This window comes from Prosthecobacter sp. SYSU 5D2 (assembly GCF_039655865.1).
Taxonomy (GTDB): Bacteria; Verrucomicrobiota; Verrucomicrobiia; order Verrucomicrobiales; family Verrucomicrobiaceae; genus Prosthecobacter.
On the sequence record NZ_JBBYXL010000011.1, the window covers coordinates 71,018 to 91,746 of the forward strand.

The window sequence follows — 20,729 nt, forward strand, 5'->3', positions numbered from 1 at the left end:
CTTAATACCCGGCACTTGGCAAGTGCCGCTCCTTGAACCTGAAACTGCACTTGGCAAGTGCCGCTCCTTGGGATAAGCCCATGCCATGCCGCCCGTGCCCCCAGAAACGCCCGCCTCCAAACCTGCCGCTCCGGCGGATCTGGAAATCAAGGATGCACATCTCATCTTCTACCAGGTGTGGAAAAAACTGGAGGAAGACTATGGCCGGGAGAACCTGCGCTTTCCCAAGGAGCTGATTCTTCTGGGCGGTGCTCCAGGAGCAGGCAAAGGCACCAATACCAACTTCATCCGCAAGCTGCGGGGCATCACGGCGGAACCCATCGTGGTGAGCGCGCTGCTGGACAGCCCGGAGGCACAAAAGCTGAAGTCGCAGGGCGGCATGGTGGGGGACCGGGAGGTGGTGGGCATTCTGCTGCGCAAGCTGCTGGAGCCGGAGCAGCAAAATGGGGCCATTCTGGACGGCTTCCCGCGCACGAAGGTGCAGGTGGAATGCCTGAAGCTGCTCTTTGATGAAATGATGAACCTGCGCCGGGATTTCGCCGAGACGTCGGAGGCCTCTCATTACAAGCAGCCCATTTTTCACATCATGGTGCTGTTTGTGGACGAGGCGGAAAGCATCGCCCGCCAGCTCAAGCGCGGCCAGGAGGTGCTGGCGCACAATGAAGAAGTGCGCCGCTCCGGTCTGGGTGAACTCTGGGAGGAACGCGCCACGGACTTCGATTCCGGGCTGGCGCGGAACCGCTACAAGGTCTTCAAAGAGAAGACCTACGACGCCCTGGTCTCGCTGAAGGAGATCTTTCACTATCACTTCATCAATGCCCAGGCTCCGCTGGCGCTGGTGCAGGAAAACATCGTGCGTGAGCTGGAATACCAAAGCTCCCTGGAGCTGGATCCGCGCACCTTTGACCAGCTTCGCAAGCTGCCGCTGGCCAGCGAGATCGTCCGTCATGCACGGCAGGACCTGGTGCGCCGGCTGGATGGCTACAAGGTGGAGAAACCCGAGCTCATGGCGGCCGTGGTGGAATTTATCGAAGTCAAGATGATGCCCATCATCATGCGGCACGCCATCTCCGGCCGGGCAGACGTCAATTCCGAGGACAAGCTTTTCCATGATCCCCAGGCCCTGACCATCCTGATTGACATCTTTTCGGAGCGCGGTTTCCACGCAACTGTGGATCTGCATCACATTGAAATCCCGGAGAAGTTTGACCTCCAAACAGGGGAGATTCAGTGCCGCAAGAAGAAGGTTTTCCGCTTTGGCATCCGCTTCAAGGGATCGGAAATCCGGCGCGGCTGATGGGTTGGTTCGCCAGGCTTTGCTGCGACAGATGATTCCTTCCCGACTCGATTTTCAACTGGAAGCCCAGGCCAGCGGTTCGCGTGCCCGTGCGGCGACCTTCCGCACGCTGCATAGTACGGTCCGCACACCTTTGTTCATGCCGGTGGGCACACAGGCCACGGTGAAGGCGCAGCTCCCGGAGACGCTGCATGAATCCGGTTCGCAAATTTTGTTAGCCAATACCTATCACCTGCTGCTGAGACCGGGGCCGGAGGTGTTTAAAAGGATGGGCGGCATTCACAAGTTTATGCAGTGGCCAGGATCGGTGCTCACAGATTCGGGCGGTTACCAGATCTTCTCGCTGCCGCATTCGCGCTCCATGACGGAGGCGGGGGCGGTTTTCCAAAGCTATGTGGACGGCCAGCGCATTCTGCTGAGCCCAGAGCTGAGCATCCAGACGCAGATGGCCATCGGCAGTGACATCATGATGGTGCTGGACCAGTGCATCCCCTCCACGGCGGATGAAGCGGCAGCCCGCAAGGCGCTGCAAGTCACGCAACGCTGGGCGGCACGCAGCCTGGCGGCGCGGGAGGATTCGCCGCAGTCCATGTTCGCGATTGTACAAGGAGCACTGTATCCGCATCTGCGGCGGGAAAGCGCGGCGGGGCTGATGGAGCTGCCGTTTGACGGCTTTGCCATTGGAGGTCTGGCGGTGGGGGAGGAGAAGGCGGAGCGCGAGGACACTTGTGAGATGACGGCCTGTCTGCTGCCTGCTGACCGACCGCGCTACCTGATGGGCGTGGGCACACCGCTGGATGTGCTGGAGGCGGTGCATCGCGGCGTGGACATGTTCGACTGCATCATTCCCACGCAGGTGGCCAAACGTGGATCGCTGTTCACTTCACGCGGCATCGTTCAATTGCGTCGCGCGGTGTATAAATTCTCCGAAGAGCCTGCTGACCCTGACTGCGCCTGCCCGGTCTGCGCGAAATACACGCGGGCCTATTTGCATCATCTCACCAAGACGCAGGAGCCGCTGGGCTGGCAGCTCATGGGGCAGCATAACATCCATTTTTATCATCAACTCATGCGGGAAATCCGCGCGAGCATTTTGGAAGACCGTTTTCTAAAACTGTATCACGAGAAGCGGCAGATCCTGCAGGTGGAGGATGTGGATCATCCCATCACCACGGTGAAGCCTCCCGTCATCAGCCCGGACCATGCGCAGCGGGTGGGAGACTATGAATTGGAACTGCGGCCAGGTGAAGCGGCGCGCATCTTCCACATTGGCACGGCTCACACGGTCAGCACGGATGTCACCGCAGCGGCCTGGACAGAGGATGCGCATTTGGCCCAGCATCTGCGACTGCCTGCGGGCGAAACGCCTGAGCAGGCGATGCCGCTGATCGTGTGGGACATCGGCCTGGGAGCGGGCGCGGCTGCGATTGCGGCCATTTTGGCCTATGAAGAAGAGGCGGAAAAAGGTCCCGTGCGGCCCATGCACATCGTCAGCCTAACTAATGATCTGTCACCGCTGCGCCTGGCGCTGAGCCATAAGAAACACTTCCCATACCTGCGCCATGGTGCGGCGGATACATTGGTGCATCGCGGTGTGTGGACTTCTCGTTACAAAACAGGCCTGACCTGGACGCTGCTAGAAGGGCCGCTGGATGAAACCTTGCCCCAGGCTCCGGCCCCGCCCGAGGTGACGTTTCACCAGGTGCTTCCGGGTATGGAATTGCCATCGGTAATCGCGGAGCGATAAGGCAGGCAGGGAAAAGAAAGACATGAGGATCATGGAGTTGCATGAAGCATCCCTGGCTCATCGGCACTCACAAACTCCGGGACTTCATGGATGCAAGGAGCGGGACTTGCCAAGTCCCTTCTTCGAACCCGGCACTTGGCAAGTGCCTCTCCTTGGAACCCCTTCAAAGAATGATCGGATAATCCAAAGGCTATGCCTGCACCCTTCATGGCGGGTGACGTACTCTATGTCATGGTATTGTCCATGTCCGTTCGCCTGACCACCGCCCTCGCTGCACTGCTGCCGCTCCTATCCCACAGTGAGGAAGCGGTGCGTTTCAGCCGAGATGTGCTGCCAATTCTCTCGGACAATTGCCTGAGCTGTCATGGCCAGGATGAAGAACATCGCAAGGCGGACCTGCGGCTGGATACCCATGAGGGCGCGCTGAGCGTCATCAAACCGGGCAGCCCGGAGGCCAGTGACTTCCTGGCACGCATCCTCACGGAAGACCCGGATGAACTGATGCCGCCGCCAAAATCCCACAAGCCACGTCTGACAGCTGAGCAGACGGACATCCTGCGGCGCTGGATCGCCCAAGGGGCCGTGTGGGGCCGGCATTGGGCTTTTGAAAAGCCGGTCAAAACGGAGGTGAAGGGGCATCCGGTGGATCACTTCGTGACAGCACGATTGTCCAAAGCGGGCCTGCAAATGGCTCCCCAGGCCCCGGCGCATACGCTACTCCGGCGGCTGTCGTTTGACCTGACCGGGCTGCCGCCGACGCCTGAGGAGGTGACGGCTTTTGACCCTTCACTCTATGAGACGAATGTGGACCGGCTGCTGGCGTCTCCTCACTTTGGTGAGCGCATGGCCATGTGGTGGCTGGATGCGGCGCGGTATGCGGATACGGACGGTTTCCAGGCGGACGCCAACCGCACCAACTGGCCCTGGCGTGACTACGTGATCAAGTCCTTTAATGACAACAAGCCCTACGACCGGTTCACGCTGGAACAGTTCGCCGGGGACCTGCTTCCCGATGCGACTGCCGAACAAAAAGTAGCGACGTGTTTTCACCGCAACCACATGACCAATGGTGAAGGCGGCCGGGACAAGGAGGAGTCGCGCGTGGACTATGTGATTGACCGGGTGAACACCACGGGAACGGTCTGGATGGGGCTGACGCTCGGCTGCACGCAGTGTCACACGCACAAGTTTGATCCCATCACCCATGCGGATTATTACAGCCTGACGGCCTTCTTTAACAGCATTGAGGAAGACGGCTCCGCAGGCACCAAGGCGAAACCTTACCTGAGCTATCAGTCCCCCATGGCTCAGCGTGCCGTCACGGAAGCTGAGGCGCTTGTGGCCCAAAGAACTCCGGTGGAGGCCAAGGCACGCGCGGCCGCAGAGAAACCTTTTTCGAAGTGGCTGGCTGCGCGACATGCGGAAGTGAAGGATGGCTTTCAGGCCTGGCAGCGCATCCATGGAAAGCTGGAATCTGAAGAAGGCACCGTGCTCACGCAGGAGAAGGATGGCATCATCCAGGCCAGCGGGCCGAATCCGAGGCAGGATGATTACCGGCTCATCTCACCTATCAACCTGCCGCGCATCACGGGGTTGAAGCTGGAGGTGTTTCCGCATTCATCGCACACCCAGGGCGGGCTTTCGCGAGGTGCCACGGGTGAGTTTATCCTGACGGACATCAAGGTGCAGGTGCGCAAAAAGGGCAGCTCGCAGATTCGCGATATCCCGGTCACCGGCGCGGTGGCGGATACATTCATGAAAGCGGACAAAGGGGCGCGTGTGTATGGCGACATCAAGGGCACGCTGGATGATGATCCGCGCAATGGCTGGACGACAAAAGGCGCAGCGCAGACGGAGCCGCACTTAGGCGTTTATGCCCTGGCTACGCCACTGGTGCTGGAGGCGGATGAGGAGCTGATTTTCCAGATGCTGCACCGGTCCACGGATGGGGACATGAACATCGGCCGCTTTCGAGTCTCGGTGACGGATCAACCGGGGCCTGCGGTGAACGGATTGGAACCCGCACCGCTGGAGCAACTTGCGCAGGCTAAGGTAGCGGACCCTGGCCAGGTGGAGCCGGTTTTGCGTGATCGTTTGTTCGCGCAGTTTCTGGAAGATCATGCACCTTATCAGACGGCCAAGGCATCGCTGGATCGGGCGACGGCACAGCTTAAGGAGGTCAAGGCGGCGGCGGGCAAACTGAATGTGATGGTCCTGTCTGAGCGCAAGGAGCCGCGCGAGACGCATGTCCTGGTGCGCGGGGTGTGGGACAAACATGGCGAGAAAGTCAGCCATGGCGTACCTGCGGCCATCGCGCCCTGGCCGCAAGGTGAACCCCGCAACCGCCTGGGCCTGGCCAAGTGGATCACGTCCCAGGAGAATCCGCTGACGGCGCGGGTGTTTGTGAATCATCTATGGCAGATGTGTTTTGGCGCGGGCCTGGTGCGGACACCGGATGATTTTGGTCTGCAAGGTGAGCGGCCTACGCATCCTGAACTGCTGGACTGGCTGGCGGTGGATTTCATGGAGCATGGCTGGGATGTGAAGCGGCTTTTGAAGCAGATCGTGACCAGCAAGGCCTACCAGCAGGATTCGGCCACGAATGAGGAGCTCATCTCGCGCGATCCTCAGAACCGGCTGCTGGCGCGGGGTCCACGCTTTCGTCTGGCAAGCTGGATGCTGCGCGATGCGGCTCTGACGGCCTCCGGGCTGTTGAATCCGGCGCTGGGCGGACCTCCAGTGAGGCCGTATCAGCCGGACGGTGTGTGGGAAGAAAACTTCATGGGCCGCTTCACTTATGAACCAAGTGAAGGCGCGGCCCAGTACCGGCGCACGCTGTATGCCTTCTGGCGGCGCAGCATCGCCCCAACTTTCCTTTTCGACAGTGCTCAAAGACGCATTTGTGAAGTGGGCGTGAGCCGCACCAACACGCCTTTGCAAGCCCTGACGTTGCTCAATGACACCAGCATGATGGAGGCTGCGGCGACCCTGGCCCAACCAATGATCCGTCATGACCAAAGCCAGGAGGAGCGGCTTCAGGGCCTTTATCTGCGGGTGCTGTCAAGGAAGGCGACGGACAAGGAACTGGCCGTGCTGGCCCGTGCGCTTGACCGTGCGCTTGCCTACTACCGGGAGAAGCCCGAAGACGCCGCCAAATACCTTTCTGCGATCCCTGGGGTGAAGGCTAAACGCGAGGTCATGCCAGCCCTCGCGGCTCATACTCTGGTGGCGAGCCTTGTTCTTAACCTGGATGAGGCGATCACGCACGAGTAAGGATAAAACGAAACCAGCCCTGACTAACCACAGATGACACAGATATACACAGATAAGATTCAAGAGAGCGGCTGTCCTGGCTTCTTACATCTGTGTACATCTGTGTCATCTGTGGTTAATTTCAGGACCACCGAGTTCGGAACATCGACTCCATTTTAGCCCATGTCTTCCCAATCTCTTCACACGACACGCCGATATTTTCTCGGGCAATGCACCGGGGTTTCGGTGGGGTCCATGGCTTTGTCTTCTTTGTTAGGCCAGAAGTCATCGGCTGGTGAAGCACCTGCGTTAGGATTGCCGGGGCTGCCGCATTTTGCGCCGAAGGCAAAGCGGGTGATTTTCCTGACACAATCGGGCGGACCGTCGCAACTAGAGCTTTATGATCACAAGCCGGGGCTGATGAAATGGGCGGGAACGGAGCTGCCGGAATCGGTGCGGCAGGGGCAGCGGCTGACGACGATGACGGCCAACCAGAAGCAGCTTATCCTGCCGGGCATCACCAAGTTTTCCCGGCACGGAAAAAGCGGAGCCACGGTGAGCGAATGGCTGCCGCATCTGGGGTCCGTGGCGGATGACCTGTGTTTCATCAAGTCCATGACGACGGACCAGATCAACCATGCACCGGCGATGACCCAGTTTCTCACTGGCAACCAGATCCCTGGCAAGCCGAGCATGGGTGCCTGGGTGAGCTATGGGCTGGGCAGCCTGAACCGCAACCTGCCGGACTACCTGGTGCTGATTTCCAAGATGCAGCGGCCCAGCGACCAGCCGCTCTATGACCACTACTGGGGCAGCGGATTCCTGCCATCGCGTTATCAGGGAGTGAAGCTGCGCAATTCCAAGGACCCGGTGCTCTATCTGCGCGATCCGGACGGCCTGCCACGGCATCTGCGCCGGGGCATGCTGGACGGTATGGCGGAGCTGAACCAGATGCGCTTTGAGCAGACTCAGGATGCCGAGATCACCACGCGCATCCGCCAGTATGAAATGGCCTACCGCATGCAGGCGAGTGTGCCGGATCTCACCGATCTGAGCGAGGAGCCGGATGATGTGTTTGATCTGTATGGCCCGGATTCACGGCGCGCGGGCAGCTATGCGGCCAACTGCATCCTGGCCCGTCGCCTGGCGGAGCGTGGGGTGCGGTTTATCCAGCTTTTCCATCCGGACTGGGACCACCACAGCCGCCTGCCCAGCTGGTGCACCGCCCGCTGCCGGGACACGGACCAGCCGAGCGCGGCACTGATCAAGGACCTGAAACAACGCGGTCTGCTGGATGAAACCCTGGTCATCTGGGGCGGTGAATTCGGACGCGGTGTGGCAGGCCAGGGCAAATGGGATAGCCCGGAAGCCGGCCGCGACCACCACCCGCGCTGCTTCACCATGTGGATGGCCGGCGGCGGCGTGAAACCCGGCCTAACCTATGGTTCGACCGACGATTTCAGCTACAACGTGGCGGAGAACCCTGTGCATGTACGGGATCTGCATGCCACGGTGTTGCACCTCCTGGGCATTGAACATGAGCGCTTCACTTTCCGGTCCCAGGGGCTGGATTTCCGGCTCACGGGGGTGGAGGAGGCGAAGGTGGTGAAGGGGATTTTGGCATAAAAGAACTCATTAGAATCTCCCACGGCAGTGGATCGAACAAACGACAATCTGGCCAGGTCATACTTCAGGTGAATGAATCACTCTTCCTCGCCCATGAACGTTTACGACGCAGCCGGAATAACATTCTCAGGTTGGTAAGCAAGGGGCTGATTGCTCTTTTGATCTTTGGCGTACTGCTATATGGCTTCCTGATCGAAATGTCGCCCAGTGGGGTTCTGATCAGAAAGGTTGTGCGTGAGAACCCTTTAACGGCTCCTGATCCGGTTTTTGACATTACTAGAGATGAGATTCTCACGGCTAAAGGCTCATTTAGACTCGCCGGGATCTGTATCCCCAAAAATACGTCAGATCTTGCCGCCGCACTTACTTTTCTGCGGCTGTGTACAGCTCAAGGCATTGAGGTCATACGCCAAGTCAACCCATCCTCACAAATGCTCCGTTGTGAGCCCCGGATCTTGCATTGGTGTGGGAATGATCCCGTGGAAGCTCACTATGAGCAACATAACTTGAATGAGCTCATCGTGGCCATGGGATATGCGTCGTTTGAAGATTCATCCGGTCTGACTGATGTGGAGCGAGCCCGTCTCAAAGCGGCTTCCTTGATCGCCCAACAGGGGAAGAAGGGCATTTGGTCCGACGAGCCCCTTGATAAGGAACGGAGATTATCAAAATTTGGCATCAGGATTGACGACGTTTTGACTCTTCAAACACACATTCGACATTTATCAAAAGTGCGTGGTGCAGAATGAATGGACCTGCTCTGGACTGGCTTGAAGTCGGAGCAGCCTCAACATGGAGGAGACCATCGCACAATTTTCTGCATGAATACGGTACTCGAAACCCCGAAAGGTGGTGGTTTTGAAAAGAAGCCAAGGCTGCGCAAACCCCTTGGCACGGGGAGGAAAAATGGGCTAGCTTTTGGCCATGCGATTTCTGCCTCTCTGCTGCCTGTCTGTGGTTTTGACCCAATGTGTGGATCCGTATGGGAACCCGATGTCGCCGTTTGGTCCAGGTAACCCGAGGCCCTATACGGACGGGCGGGAGCAGTATCGGACGGACATGCGGGAGCAGGACCGGGGGATGGCGCAGCAGGCGTATGAGCGCGGCATTCGTGAAGGCACCGATGATGCACGCAGCGGCCTGCCCCGGAATACGCAAAGGAACCCGTATGGTTATACCTCCACCCAAGGGCGGGCCTACATAGATGGGTATGAACAGGGCTACCGCTCAGCGCCGCAGCAAAGCGGGCCGGGGCTGAATGCACCGCCTTATCCTGGGCAGGGCCAGGGTTATGCACCGCCGGGGCAGGCACCGGTTTATCCAGGACAGGGAGGCTATACCCCACCGGTACCACCGTCGGGCCAGCAGTCCAATGACCCGGGCTACAGCCAGGGCTATGAATACGGCCTCCGCGACCGGGTGGCCGGACGACAGGCGGATGCCGGAGCGCACGTGGGGGCCTATGATCCAAGGTATCGCCGCAGTTTTGAAAAGGGATACTATGATGCGTTTGAGGCGCGGCGGTGAGGGGGCCGACGTCGGTTCTGCAACCATGAGTTCAACCCCAGAGACAGGACCGAACCGTATGGCCCACGCCCACCGGCGGTTCTTCATCGTGCTGTGTCTGGCATCAGCCATCGGTTTCGTTTTGCTCAATCGCTTGGGCAATTATCTGCTTGAACCTTCAACAAAGGTGGAGATCCACAAAAATGCTTACAAAACGGAGTACCTGAGGCCTTATCTCGAAGCTGAAGAATGGATTCTCTATTCCCTGGATCCATATCCCTGGCGGCGGAATGAAGGAGAAGATCTATTCAATAAACCACCTCCACTACCGGGATCTGAAGAAGCCCAGAAAACCAAAAGCAATACTGAACCTCCCGGGGAACCTAAAAGGAAGGTGCCTCCAGATCAGGAGTTCCATAACTTCCCGATCCTCGGCAAATTAGTCATGCAGGAGAACGAAAAGCTGCGGTATGTTATCCAAGCATTGGATACGGCCGGACAAAACTGGATGGGAGCTGTAGCAGGATGTTTCTCACCCAGGCATGGAATACGAGTCATGCGCGAGGGCACGATTCACGACTTGGTGATCTGTTATCAATGCTCAAGCGCAGTCCTTTATGTCAACGGCAAGCATGTGGGCGGCATCTATTTCGCCACAACGCTTGAACTTGATCCCTCGCCCGATGTGCTGGATGGCATCCTGAGAAAAGCCGGGATCAAACGTACTCCTGTTCACTGAGGGAAAAGCCGTCACTTGCCAATACAGAAGGAGGAAAAGATGACGTCGAGGATCTGCTCCACATCCACGACGCCGACAACTTCGCCGAGAGACTGAAGCGCCTCGCGGAGGTCGAGGGCGACGTATTCGGGGGGAGATCCGGCGAGGAGGGCGGTGCGGGCGGCCTGCACCTGGGTGGCGATGCGGTCAAAGCAGGCTTTGTGACGGGCATTGATGGCGATGGGATGGTCAGCCTGCAGGGTGCCTGCGCTCATGATGACGGCGCGAATGGCATCGCGCAGGGCCTCCACGCCGGTGTTGTCCAGGCAGGAAAGGGTGATGCCGTCCAGCCAACCGGGATGCCGGCCCTGGTCAGCTTTGTTCAGGATAAGGATGCGGCGAGATTCGCCTCCAGCGGTGAGTGCCACCCGATGGGAGCTGGCGGGTGGGAGGCTGCCGTCCACGACTTCGAGGATGAGGTCGGCACGCTCGAGTTCTCGCTGGGTGCGCTCGATGCCGACTTTCTCGATGTCATCGGTGCTGGTTCGCAGACCGGCGGTATCCACGAGGCGGAGGGGGATGCCGTGGACCTGGATAATCTCCTCGATGGTATCGCGGGTGGTGCCGGCAGTGGGGCTGACGATGGCGCGCTCGAAGCCTAACAAAAGGTTCAATAGACTGGACTTGCCCACATTGGGCTCTCCGCAAATGACGGTGCGGGCGCCGTGGCGGAGGATGCGGCCCTGCTCACTGGTATCAATGAGGCGGCGAGTGCGCTCCAGGACGAGGTCCATTTTGGCGACGAGGGCGGCCCCGGTATCCGGGGAGATGTCCTCCTCCGGGAAATCAATGTACGCTTCCACATGGGCGAGCACGGGCAGGAGCTCCTCGCGCAAAGCAGCAGCCTCTTTGCCAATGGCCCCGCCGAGCTGCTCATGCGCGGCTTTGAGGGCAAGGGTGCTCTGGGCATGGATGAGGTCCATTACAGCCTCCGCCTGGGTGAGGTCCATCTTGCCATTCAGGAAGGCACGTTGGGTAAACTCCCCCGGTTCCGCAGAGCGGGCTCCGGCGGCGAGGAGTGACTCCAATAACTTTTGAGTGACCAGCAGACCGCCGTGACCATGAAACTCCACCACATCCTCCCCAGTATAACTGGCAGGGCCGCGAAAGAGCAGAAGCAGGCCCTGGTCCAGGGTACCGCCGTCCGGGTCCAAAGCGTGGACGAGGTGGGCGTGACGAGGTTTTAATTCTGGCAGCGGCTGCGGGGTGCGAAACACCTTTCTGGCCACGGCAAAGGCCTGCAAACCGGTGACACGGATGACGCTGATGGCCGCCTCCCCCATGGAAGTGGAGATGGCGGCGATGGTATCCTGAAGCATGGCGAGGCAGCGAGCAAAAGTGCAGGCCTGGCCTGGAACTTACTTTTTGGCGGCGTCCGTCTTCGCGCCATCCAGAGGCGTGATGATGGGGCGGTCCTTCATTTCAGGCCAGATGACCCACTTGTCGCCTTCTTTGACGAAGGAGATGAGGAAGAGCTCTTCGATGCGGTCAGTCAGCGTTTCCTGGGAGGTACGGACTGTGGCGTGGACATACTGCTTGTCCTTTTCTTCCACGAGGCCGAGCACATCAATTTTGAGGGTGTCCTTTTTCTTGCTGGTGACTTCCGGGGCGGCATTGACGCGCTTGTGCCAGGCTTCACGGTCAGTGATGTAAAATTCCTGGGGGGTGAGCACTTCCAGGTCGCGGATTTCTTTGACACCGAAACGCTCCAGCATCTGGGCCTCCTCCGTCATGGTGGGGGCGGTCTTGATGATGGCGATGGTTTCCTTCTGCTTTCGCTCCAGAGAGCTGGGGAGGAGCATGACGGAAGCCGTCTTCCAGTCCTGGGCGACGACGCTCTCCAGGTATTTCTTTACCAGACCTGCGCAGGGATGGTCAAGCGACAGCTGGGTGGCGAAGGATGAACCGGCGAGGGCCAGAAAGCTCAGAGCCACGGAAAGACGAAACAGAGGAAGGGCGGAATACATAGAATCAGCTTAGACCCGCGTGATCGCGGAATGTTCGGGCTTTTTAGCCCGCGCCCATGACAACGTCAAATGGAGAAAGACAGCCTTTATGGAAAGGATCAGTCGCCCGATGGTGGTTAGAGGGCGGATATGGGCATGAGCAGCGGCTGTATTCGCCACATGAGGAAGCCTCTGCCACTTGAAGTCGTTCTTGCCGCTGGCACCGGTGCCCGCTAGGAATCTGATCTCACTTTATGAAAGCTTATCACATCACCGGCACTGACGGTCTGGCCTCGCTGAAACAGGTCGAGCTTCCTTCCCCCGCCCCCGGCCATGGAAAGGTGCGCATCCGCATCCGGGCGGTGTCGCTGAACTACCGCGACTACATGAATGTGTGTGGGATCCGGGGTGTGACAGGGCCGGTTCCGCGCATCCCGTGCTCAGACGGGGCGGGAGAGATTGTTGAGCTGGGAGAGGGGGTCACGGACTGGAAAAAAGGTGACCGGGTGGTGGTGCCTTTCATGCCCACGTGGCTGGATGGCGGCTTCACTCAAGCTCATGCGGGTCAGGCCCTGGGCGGAGCGGTGGACGGTTTGCTATGCGAAGAAGCCTGCCTTCCTGCAGCCAGCCTGCTGGGCATCCCGAAGCATCTTTCTTTTGAAGAGGCAGCCACACTGCCCTGTGCGGCCGTCACGGCCTGGGATGCGCTGATGGTGCGGGGAGGTCTTCAGGCGGGGGAAAGTGTGCTGGTCCTCGGCAGCGGCGGCGTGTCGGTCTTTGCGCTCCAGTTTGCCAAAATGGCCGGAGCGCGGGTGCTGGCCATCAGCAGCAGTGATGACAAGGCGGCGCGGCTGAAGGAGATGGGGGCGGAAGCGGTGCACAACTACCGCCAGGACCCGGCCTGGGATGACTGGGCGCTGGCGCAAACAGGAGGCCTGGGAGTGGACAAAGTCATTGAGATCGGCGGACCGGAGACATTAAACCGGTCCATCAAGGCCACGCGCTTTGGCGGGCACATTGCGCTCATCGGCGTGCTGACCGGAACGGCGGGGGATGTGCAGACGGTGGGCATCCTGCGCAAGGGCATCCGCCTGGACGGAGTCTATGTGGGTTCACGTGCCATGTTTGCCCAGATGCTCAAAGCCATCACGCAGGCGAAGATGCGTCCGGTGGTGGATTCGGCTTTTGATTTCAAGGATGCTGTGCCAGCTTTTGAGCACATCGCCAGCGGCAGGCACTTTGGAAAGATTGTCATCCGCCTCTGACCGCGCCTTGACGGACTGCCGCCTGCTTCCATCTTGCTCCCGCCCCTTTTCTCCTCCCACATGCCGACCATTCCCATCCTGATGCCCCAGTTGGGCGAGTCCATCGCCGAGGCCACCATCGTCCGCATCCTCATCGAGCCCGGGCAGCAGATCGAAGCCGGGACGGACATCTTCGAGGTGGAGACCAACAAGGCCACAATGGCGGTCAGCTCTCCTTGTGCTGGCCACGTCTCGGGCATCACGGCGCAGGTTCAAAAAAGCTATGCCGTGGGCACCAACCTGGCCTCCTTTGATGTCACGGACGACGACGCGCTTTCCATGGGCTTTACGGATTCCCCCCCGCCGCAACAGTCTCAGTCCTCACAGAACAACAGCAATGCGAGCGCCGACTCCCTGCATTTCCAGTTCAATGAGGAGGACAACATCACTGGCTACCAGCCGAAAGTGGAACCTGTGGTCGGCGGAGCGCTGCCTGTGCCAGCCGGGGCCACCGGGGCCAGCTACATCTCCCCCCGGATGCGGGCGCGGATGAACGAACTGGGCCTGAATGCCTCCGACCTGGCAGGTATCGCCGGCACCGGGGCCGGCGGGCGGGTGACGGTGGAGGACTTTGAAAATTTCCTGCGCGGGCTGGAGCAGCATCGCCTGACGCCCGCCTCCCCCATGCGCATCGCGGTGGCGGATTCCATGCGTCGGAGCTGGAGCCGCCCGCTTGCCACTGTGGGCAGCCCGGTGATCCTCGATGCCATCCTTTCCCACCGCAAGCGGGCTGATCCGAAGCCCGGCCCTGCCCTGTATGCCATTCGCGCGCTAGCCCTGGCGCTGGCGGAGAATACCGCTGTGGCGGGCCGCCTCATTGGCAGCCGCATCGTGCATCCACGTGCCATTGACATCGGCTTCGCGGTGGAGGTGGATGACGGGGTGCTGGTGCCAGTGCTGCGCGAGGTGGAAAAGACCCCGCTGGTGAAACTGGTACCCACCTATAACAAGCTCGTGGAGCAGGCCCGCGCCCGCCGCCTGCCCATGGATGTGAACCGCCCCGGCATCGCCACCGTGACGAATTTTGGCACCTTTGGCATCGTCTGGGCCACGCCCATCCCCCTGCCGGAGCAGAACCTGGTGCTTGGCCTGGGCGCAGGCAGCAAGGTGCCGCGCTGGAGCGATGAAGTGCAGCAATTCATCCCGGTCACGGAGGCGGAGCTGACGCTCAGCTTTGACCACCGCATCCTGGATGGCGGCGGTGCCGGACGCCTGCTGGCGCGTGTGGCGCAGCTTTTGCAGGAGCCAGAGAAGCTTTGATTTATAAGAGCCTCAGCCACGGCTTGCAGACACAGGCGGGACGCCCGTGCTCCATGCTTGAGCTTCCGGTTGCGCGGGGCGTGAGGCCCCATTAATCTCCGCTTTCATGAAGCCAGACTCCCGCCCCGCCTCCACACCCCTGCTCTGGGTGCCGATGATCCTTGTCCTGCTGGCCCTGGGGCTGCGCTGGATGAAGCTGGAAAGCGAAGGCATGACTCTGCTGCCTAACTTTGCCCCGTGGATGGCGCTGGCCTTTACCGGCACGCTGGTCTTCCCCCGCCGCAGCCTGCCGTGGTGGTCCTGGCCGTTGATGCTGCTGGCCGTGGATTCCGCCGTCATGGGCGGCCAGCTCTGGTCCCTGGAAGCAGGCCGTGCCGAGATCTTTTTGACCTATGGCCTGTATGCCGTCGCCGCCCTGGCCGCCAGCCGGATGCGTGGCAAAGCGGGCATCCTTCAGTCCCTGCTGGGAGTGCTCACCTGCAGCATCGTTTTTTATGTCGTCACCAATGTGATGTCCTGGTGGACGATGCCCCAATACACCAAGGACTTGGCCGGACTGGTCCAGTGCCTCACGAGCGGTCTTCCTGGATATCCGCCTAGCTGGACCTTTTTGCGCAACTCGCTGATGAGTGACCTTGGCTTCAGCGCCCTGCTGCTCATCGCCTTCAATGCCGAAGCCAAAATCCGCTCCGTCCCCGCCATGCGCTGGGGCACGGCGGTGACGGCTTGATGGCAGCCAAGGCGGGACTGGTTACCACTCCCCTTCCCGCTGGAACTTCTGCCTGGCATTGAGGCCAAACTGCCGGCCTGCCGCGCTGAGGTTGTCAATGACTTGGTCCATGGAAAGCCCGGCACTGCCACGTGCCGCCGGGATGACGGTTTCGCACTCATTCGTATCCATGAAACGCGAGGCATCTAAGAGCCCCTCTTCCTCCCCCTGCGGAATGGCCAGAAAGCCGTGCTTGTCCGCATGGATCAGTTGGCTCGGCTGGATGCTGCGGCCGAAGACCTCCACCTCGCAGCCCCAGCGGATGGGATGCACATGGGCATGCCCCACGCAAAAGCGCCGCGCCAGGGCCTTGAAGCCTGCATTGGTCATCTCATCCACATCGCGGATGGCCCCGTCAATGATGGTGCCCACGCAGCCCAGGGCGCGGTGCATGTTGCTGTTCACCTCGCCCCAAAAAGCCCCGATGACGCGCGGTTTGTCCAGATCCTGGACCACGACAATCTTTGGCCCCGGCACGCTGGCCACATAGCGGCGGTATTCATTCCAGGCGTCCGGGTTCGCCTCGCGGTGGCTTTTGTCTGAAGGCTGGATGACCACCGTCACGGCGTAACCCACCATGGGGCCCATCTGCGGCATGAAATCCCGCGTCTCCTCCAGATTAAAAGCATCGGCTGCAACGTCCGCTTTCGTGATCTGCTCCCAGCCATTGTAGATGGTGGGCGTGTTCCAGCGTTTCAGTTGCAGGATTTCGGAATGGGTGATGGGCATGGTGAGGTGAATGGAACGCATAAAACGCTTGCATCCGAGAGGGTCTCACTGGTTAGATTTGCTGACCTCACCGTGCATCTGTCCTTGAGCCCGCTCCGAACCAGGAATAAAATCATGATCATGATTACCGAATCTGCAGAACGTGTTTTCACCGCCGCCATGTCGCTGGATGCAGATTCACGGCGTGACCTGGCCGAGCGTCTGTGGGATGCTGTTCAGACACAGGACGATGCCATCTTCCCGGAATCCACTTGGAATGAAATTGGCCGCCGGGTCAGCGCGAGTAATGCCGGCGAGGTGGAACACATTCAGGGTGACCTGGCACTGGCGCAGATTCGTGCTGAGTATGGTCTGCCTGCCCGCTAATGAAATACGTCTTCCAAAAGGAGGCTCTCGAAGAATACCAGGAGGCGGTGGCCTGGATTACCAACGCTGAGAGCAATCCCCCGCCCCTTCTCTGACCGCCATGAACTCCACCATTCCCCAACGCTCCTCCCTGGTGGCTGAAACGCTGCGTGTGCTGCGGGAGGCCATCGCTGCAGGGCGCTGGCAAGATGAGCTGCCGGGGGAAAGGCGGCTGTGCGAGGAGTGGCACATCAGCCGCCCCACTCTGCGCGCGGCGCTGACAGCCCTGGCCGCTGAGGGCTTGGTGACCATCTCACAAGGAAAGCCGACACGGGTGTGCCAGCCGCCGGAAGGCGCGATCACCAGCGCCCCTTCCCAGACACTCACGGTGGGCCTGCTGAGCCCGGAGCCGCTGCATGGCATGCCGCCTTTTGTCCTGCTGTGGGTGGATGAGCTGCGCAGCCAGCTGGCCAGCGAGGGGCACCTGCTGCAGGTGCATGTGGGCCGTGCCTGGTCCGGAGGCAAAAACCCGGCCCGCGCTTTGCAAACGCTCACCACCACGGTGCCCGCCAGTGCCTGGGTGCTGTATCGCAGCACAGAGGCCATGCAGCAGTGGTTTGAGCAAAAGCAGATCCCCTGCGTGGTGGTGGGCTCGGTTTTCAAAGGCCTGACCCTGCCCTCCGTGGACCGCGACCACCGGGCCGTGTGCCGCCATGCGGTGGGCCTGATGGCCGCCAGGGGCCATCAAAGGCTGGCTTTGGTCATCCAGGAACCGCAATTTGCCGGAGACCGGGAGAGCGAGGCCGGTTTTGAAGAAGGCATCCAGGCCGCTGCCGCGCGCGGCGTGACCGGTCTCATCCAGCGGCATGACGGCAGCCGGGAGGGCACGCTGAAGGCGCTGGACCGGCTCATCTCCGCGCGCCAAAGGCCGCAGGCACTGCTCATCGCACGCACCTCCAGCGCGCTGACGGTCTGTACCGGCCTGCTGCACCGGGGAATCCGTATTCCGCAGGACATGGCCCTCGTCTGCCGGGATGATGACATCTTTCTGGATGAGACGGTCCCGCAGATCTCCCGCTACAGCATCACGGCCGGGACCTTTGCCAAACGTATCTTCCGCCTGGTGCGCCAGCCGGGGGTGAAGGGGGAGACCAAGGTCATGCCGGAGTTCGTCAAGCGTGATTCCCTGTGAAAATCTGGCCTCACCGTTTGACAGCCGTGCCACAGCGTGTACAATCGCCCCCCTTTCCCTGGGAGGGCAATCTTTATGGCAAACGTTCAAGTAATACTCAAAGAGAAGATCCAAGGCCTCGGCGCTGAAGCCGATGTCGTGCGCGTGGCACGTGGATACGCACGCAATTTCCTCGTCCCTCAGGGCAAGGCTTATGACGCAAGCGCAGGCAATCTTCGCAACCTCAATCATCTGAAAGCCATCCGCGCCGAGCGTGAGGCCAAGGAACTGCAGGAAGCCGAAAAAGTCGCCTCCAAGCTGAAGAAGCTGAAACTGAAACTGACCCTTCAAACCGGTCAGGGCGGCAAGGCATTCGGTTCCATCACCAACATGGACATCGCCAAGGCTGTGGCCGACAGCGCCGCCAAGGTGGAGCTGGACCGTCACCAGATCCAGCTCGAGAAGCCGATCAAGACCACCGGCACCTTCGAGATCCCTGTCAAGCTTCACGCCGACGTGAACTGCTTCCTCAAGCTCACCGTTATCGCTGAGTCGGACGCAGGTGCTGCTGATACCGAAGATTCTGCTGAATAAGCCTTCTCAATTTAAAAAACTTCACAATAAACCGCGCTCTTTGCAGAGCGCGGTTTTTTTATGCCAAATCACTCCTGGCTCGGGCATAAAAAATCAGGGCAAGGATGGAGTCCCCTTGCCCTGACACGAAATAAAAACCTGGGCCTGATCAGTCGCGGCCCACCTGACGGTCGCCAAAGCAGATGCCGATGCTGCGGCCAGCGCGGATGATTTCGCTCTCCGGCTGCACCAGGCGAAGCTGGTTCACAGCCTCTTCGATGCTCACATCGCCCACCTGATAATGCTGGTAGCTGACCATGCGGCCAAACTTGCCTTCTTCGATCAGATGCACCGCCTTGGCTCCAAAACGCACTCCGAGGATGCGGTCCAGCGCTGTAGGCGCCCCGCCGCGCTGCAAGTGGCCCAGGGTGCAGGCCCGGGTTTCCTTGCCCGTCATCGCTTCGATCTTCTTGGCCACGTGATCGCCGATGCCGCCAAGGCGGTCTTCGCCTTTGCCGCCAACATTTTCTTTCTTGAGCAGCTCACCGCTTTCAATGCGGGCTCCTTCAGCCACCACGACAAGCGTACTGTGCAGGCCGCGGGCATCGCGCTGGCGGATGGCATCCGCCACATGGTCCATCTGGAAGGGAATTTCTGGCAGCAGAATGACATCCGCCCCGCCGGCCATGCCCCCGTAGAGGGCGATCCAGCCCGCATGGCGGCCCATGACCTCCAGCACAATGACGCGCTTGTGGCTCTCTGCGGTCGTGTGCAGGCGGTCCAGCGCATCCACCACCGCATGGCAGGCGGAATCAAAGCCAAAGGTCATCGCCGTGGCCTGGATGTCATTGTCAATGGTCTTCGGCACGCCAATCACCGGCACACCCATGTTGTAAAGCTGCAGACCAGTGGTCAGCGAGCCGTCTCCTCCCACAACGATCAAGGCGCCAATCTCCAGGTGGCGCAGCGTGTTCTTAGCCTTTTCCACGATCTCCTTCGGCACTTCAGCCACATTGCCTTCCCCCACCTTGGCCACAAAATGTCCTTTGTTGGTGGTGCCCAGAATGGTCCCGCCCAGCTTCATGATGCCGACCGTGCGGCTGGGGTCCAGCATCATGTAATCGCCAGGAGGCAACAGGCCTTCAAAACCATCGCGGAAACCGACGACTTCCCAACCCAGATTGTGGGCTGCGCCGACGACGCCGTGAATCACTGCATTGAGTCCGGGGCAATCGCCGCCACTGTTCAGGATACCAATTCGCATTTTTTCGTTAGGGGGTGGATGGTGAATAACAAGTGGTTACGCCGCCGCCAGGACGCCGGGTTAAAAATGATTCAAAAGCTGACGTTTGTCAGTGATTGGACGTCCAGCCGCCAGCCAGCGGTCATAGGCTGCCCAGCTCTGCTGCAGCAGCGCGTGCGCCTCCGCCGCCGGGTTGGCCGACCCGACCACCGTCACCACCATGCGGTGGCGGTAGATCAGACTGGAGCCGTCCGGCTGCTTAGTCACCGAGGCCGGGCGCTCCGCTGTGACCACGATGCAGCCGCCCGAACGCGGAGTGGAGGTATATTTGATACCGTCAATGCTGGAGACCCCCAGCAATTGATTGGTATTGTTCAGCGGCAGGCTCACCTGGCCGGCCGGCCGGTACACAGTGATATCACGGGACCGCTGGTTGGTGTAAAAGCGCAGGGCCGGACGTGAAATGGCATACAGCCCCAGACGGGTCATATCCGCAGCAGTCGAGTACGGAGCCGTGCGCGTGTTCTCAAAACCGTGCGGATTGGTGAACCGTGTATTGGTAGCCCCTTCACGCACCGCCAGCTGGTTCATCTGGCGCACAAACTCATTCATTGGCTCGCCCCCGCGCTGCAGACGCTGAAGATGGTCGCGTCCCACAAAATCCCCAAGGGTGATGGCCGCAATGTCATCCGCCGTCATCATCGTGGCATAGATGAGGTCGCGAAGCGTCAGCCGGTCCCCAGGTTGCAACCCCAAAGTGTTGCTCCCGGCAATCTGCGGCGCATAGGCGGGCACCGTCGCCAGGATGTTCACTCCGGCCTTGGAGGCCTCCGCCCAGTCCAGAGTCACCATCGCCGTGGCGATTTTAGCCAGCCCGCCCACCGCTCGTTTGTCATTGGCCTGGCTGGCCACATGGATTTTGCGGTTAAAGCTGTCCGCCGCCAAAACCGCTGACTGGCCCAGGGCAGACCCGGGAGTCAGGACAAGCCAGGCACTGCCGAGGCAGAGGCTGGCGAAGACGCATTTTGAGAGGGGTAAAAAGCGGGGGAAACGCAGCATAGGGCACCCTCTCCTTAGCACCTCATCGCCCAGGGGCAACCGGGGATTGTCACCTCTTCACCTTCCACAAAAGCCGTCTCCCCCCCTGATTCACCCGTCTTATAATTTGATGCCACAGGCCAGC

At 60.2% G+C, this 20,729-nt stretch carries 18 protein-coding genes; 13 read left to right on the forward strand and 5 right to left on the reverse strand.

Annotation, left to right across the window (positions count from 1 at the left end):
* Positions 1 to 85: 85 nt before the first annotated feature.
* From WJU23_RS18585 to WJU23_RS18615, 7 genes are all read left to right on the forward strand, one after another.
* Positions 86 to 1,297 carry a nucleoside monophosphate kinase gene (locus WJU23_RS18585; RefSeq protein WP_346334113.1) on the forward strand — a complete coding sequence of 404 codons (1,212 nt, stop codon included), beginning with the start codon at positions 86 to 88 and terminating at the stop codon, positions 1,295 to 1,297.
* A gap of 31 nt (positions 1,298 to 1,328) precedes the next feature.
* Positions 1,329 to 3,044 carry a tRNA guanosine(34) transglycosylase Tgt gene (tgt, locus tag WJU23_RS18590; protein WP_346334114.1) on the forward strand — a complete coding sequence of 572 codons (1,716 nt, stop codon included), beginning with the start codon at positions 1,329 to 1,331 and terminating at the stop codon, positions 3,042 to 3,044.
* Between the two features lie 192 nt (positions 3,045 to 3,236).
* On the forward strand, positions 3,237 to 6,317 hold the full coding sequence (locus WJU23_RS18595; RefSeq protein WP_346334115.1) for a PSD1 and planctomycete cytochrome C domain-containing protein: 3,081 nt from the start codon (positions 3,237 to 3,239) through the stop codon (positions 6,315 to 6,317).
* A 162-nt stretch (positions 6,318 to 6,479) separates the two neighbouring features.
* Positions 6,480 to 7,922, forward strand: coding sequence for a DUF1501 domain-containing protein (locus WJU23_RS18600; protein WP_346334116.1), 1,443 nt, complete (start codon positions 6,480 to 6,482; stop codon positions 7,920 to 7,922).
* A 68-nt stretch (positions 7,923 to 7,990) separates the two neighbouring features.
* A complete protein-coding gene (locus tag WJU23_RS18605) occupies positions 7,991 to 8,671 on the forward strand; it encodes a hypothetical protein (protein WP_346334117.1) in 681 nt (226 codons plus the stop codon).
* Positions 8,672 to 8,846: 175 nt separating this feature from the next.
* On the forward strand, positions 8,847 to 9,449 hold the full coding sequence (locus WJU23_RS18610; RefSeq protein WP_346334118.1) for a hypothetical protein: 603 nt from the start codon (positions 8,847 to 8,849) through the stop codon (positions 9,447 to 9,449).
* A 25-nt stretch (positions 9,450 to 9,474) separates the two neighbouring features.
* Positions 9,475 to 10,167, forward strand: a complete 693-nt coding sequence (locus WJU23_RS18615) for a hypothetical protein (protein WP_346334119.1) — start codon at positions 9,475 to 9,477, stop codon at positions 10,165 to 10,167.
* 11 nt (positions 10,168 to 10,178) lie between these two features.
* Here WJU23_RS18615 and mnmE read toward each other — a convergent pair whose 3' ends face one another.
* Positions 10,179 to 11,525, reverse strand: coding sequence for a tRNA uridine-5-carboxymethylaminomethyl(34) synthesis GTPase MnmE (gene mnmE / locus WJU23_RS18620; RefSeq protein ID WP_346334120.1), 1,347 nt, complete (start codon positions 11,523 to 11,525; stop codon positions 10,179 to 10,181).
* Between the two features lie 39 nt (positions 11,526 to 11,564).
* A complete protein-coding gene (locus tag WJU23_RS18625) occupies positions 11,565 to 12,173 on the reverse strand; it encodes a hypothetical protein (RefSeq protein WP_346334121.1) in 609 nt (202 codons plus the stop codon).
* Positions 12,174 to 12,406: 233 nt separating this feature from the next.
* Here WJU23_RS18625 and WJU23_RS18630 point away from each other — a divergent pair, with 233 nt between their 5' ends.
* The 3 genes from WJU23_RS18630 (at position 12,407) to WJU23_RS18640 (ending at position 15,446) form a co-directional block, all read left to right on the forward strand.
* A complete protein-coding gene (locus WJU23_RS18630; protein WP_346334122.1) occupies positions 12,407 to 13,417 on the forward strand; it encodes an NAD(P)-dependent alcohol dehydrogenase in 1,011 nt (336 codons plus the stop codon).
* A 60-nt stretch (positions 13,418 to 13,477) separates the two neighbouring features.
* Complete coding sequence (locus WJU23_RS18635; RefSeq protein WP_346334123.1) at positions 13,478 to 14,716, forward strand: 2-oxo acid dehydrogenase subunit E2; 1,239 nt, start codon at positions 13,478 to 13,480, stop codon at positions 14,714 to 14,716.
* A gap of 106 nt (positions 14,717 to 14,822) precedes the next feature.
* Positions 14,823 to 15,446, forward strand: coding sequence for a DUF6580 family putative transport protein (locus WJU23_RS18640; RefSeq protein ID WP_346334124.1), 624 nt, complete (start codon positions 14,823 to 14,825; stop codon positions 15,444 to 15,446).
* A 21-nt stretch (positions 15,447 to 15,467) separates the two neighbouring features.
* Here the strand turns inward: WJU23_RS18640 and WJU23_RS18645 are convergent, their stop codons facing one another.
* Positions 15,468 to 16,214, reverse strand: coding sequence for an RraA family protein (locus WJU23_RS18645; RefSeq protein ID WP_346334125.1), 747 nt, complete (start codon positions 16,212 to 16,214; stop codon positions 15,468 to 15,470).
* A gap of 120 nt (positions 16,215 to 16,334) precedes the next feature.
* On the opposite strand from WJU23_RS18645, the gene WJU23_RS18650 reads away from it, so the two are divergent.
* From WJU23_RS18650 to rplI, 3 genes are all read left to right on the forward strand, one after another.
* On the forward strand, positions 16,335 to 16,580 hold the full coding sequence (locus WJU23_RS18650; protein WP_346334126.1) for a hypothetical protein: 246 nt from the start codon (positions 16,335 to 16,337) through the stop codon (positions 16,578 to 16,580).
* 100 nt (positions 16,581 to 16,680) lie between these two features.
* Positions 16,681 to 17,751: a substrate-binding domain-containing protein gene (locus WJU23_RS18655; protein ID WP_346334127.1), complete on the forward strand. Its 1,071-nt coding sequence runs from the start codon at positions 16,681 to 16,683 to the stop codon at positions 17,749 to 17,751.
* A 75-nt stretch (positions 17,752 to 17,826) separates the two neighbouring features.
* Entirely contained in the window at positions 17,827 to 18,324 is a 498-nt protein-coding gene (gene rplI / locus WJU23_RS18660; protein WP_346334128.1) for a 50S ribosomal protein L9, read from the forward strand.
* Positions 18,325 to 18,472: 148 nt separating this feature from the next.
* Here rplI and WJU23_RS18665 read toward each other — a convergent pair whose 3' ends face one another.
* Together WJU23_RS18665 and WJU23_RS18670 are read right to left on the reverse strand one after the other, a co-directional pair.
* The gene (locus WJU23_RS18665; RefSeq protein WP_346334129.1) at positions 18,473 to 19,567 is read right to left on the reverse strand and encodes an ATP-dependent 6-phosphofructokinase; all 1,095 of its coding nucleotides are present in this window, start codon (positions 19,565 to 19,567) and stop codon (positions 18,473 to 18,475) included.
* 60 nt (positions 19,568 to 19,627) lie between these two features.
* Complete coding sequence (locus WJU23_RS18670) at positions 19,628 to 20,605, reverse strand: serine hydrolase (RefSeq protein ID WP_346334130.1); 978 nt, start codon at positions 20,603 to 20,605, stop codon at positions 19,628 to 19,630.
* Positions 20,606 to 20,729 lie beyond the last annotated feature (124 nt).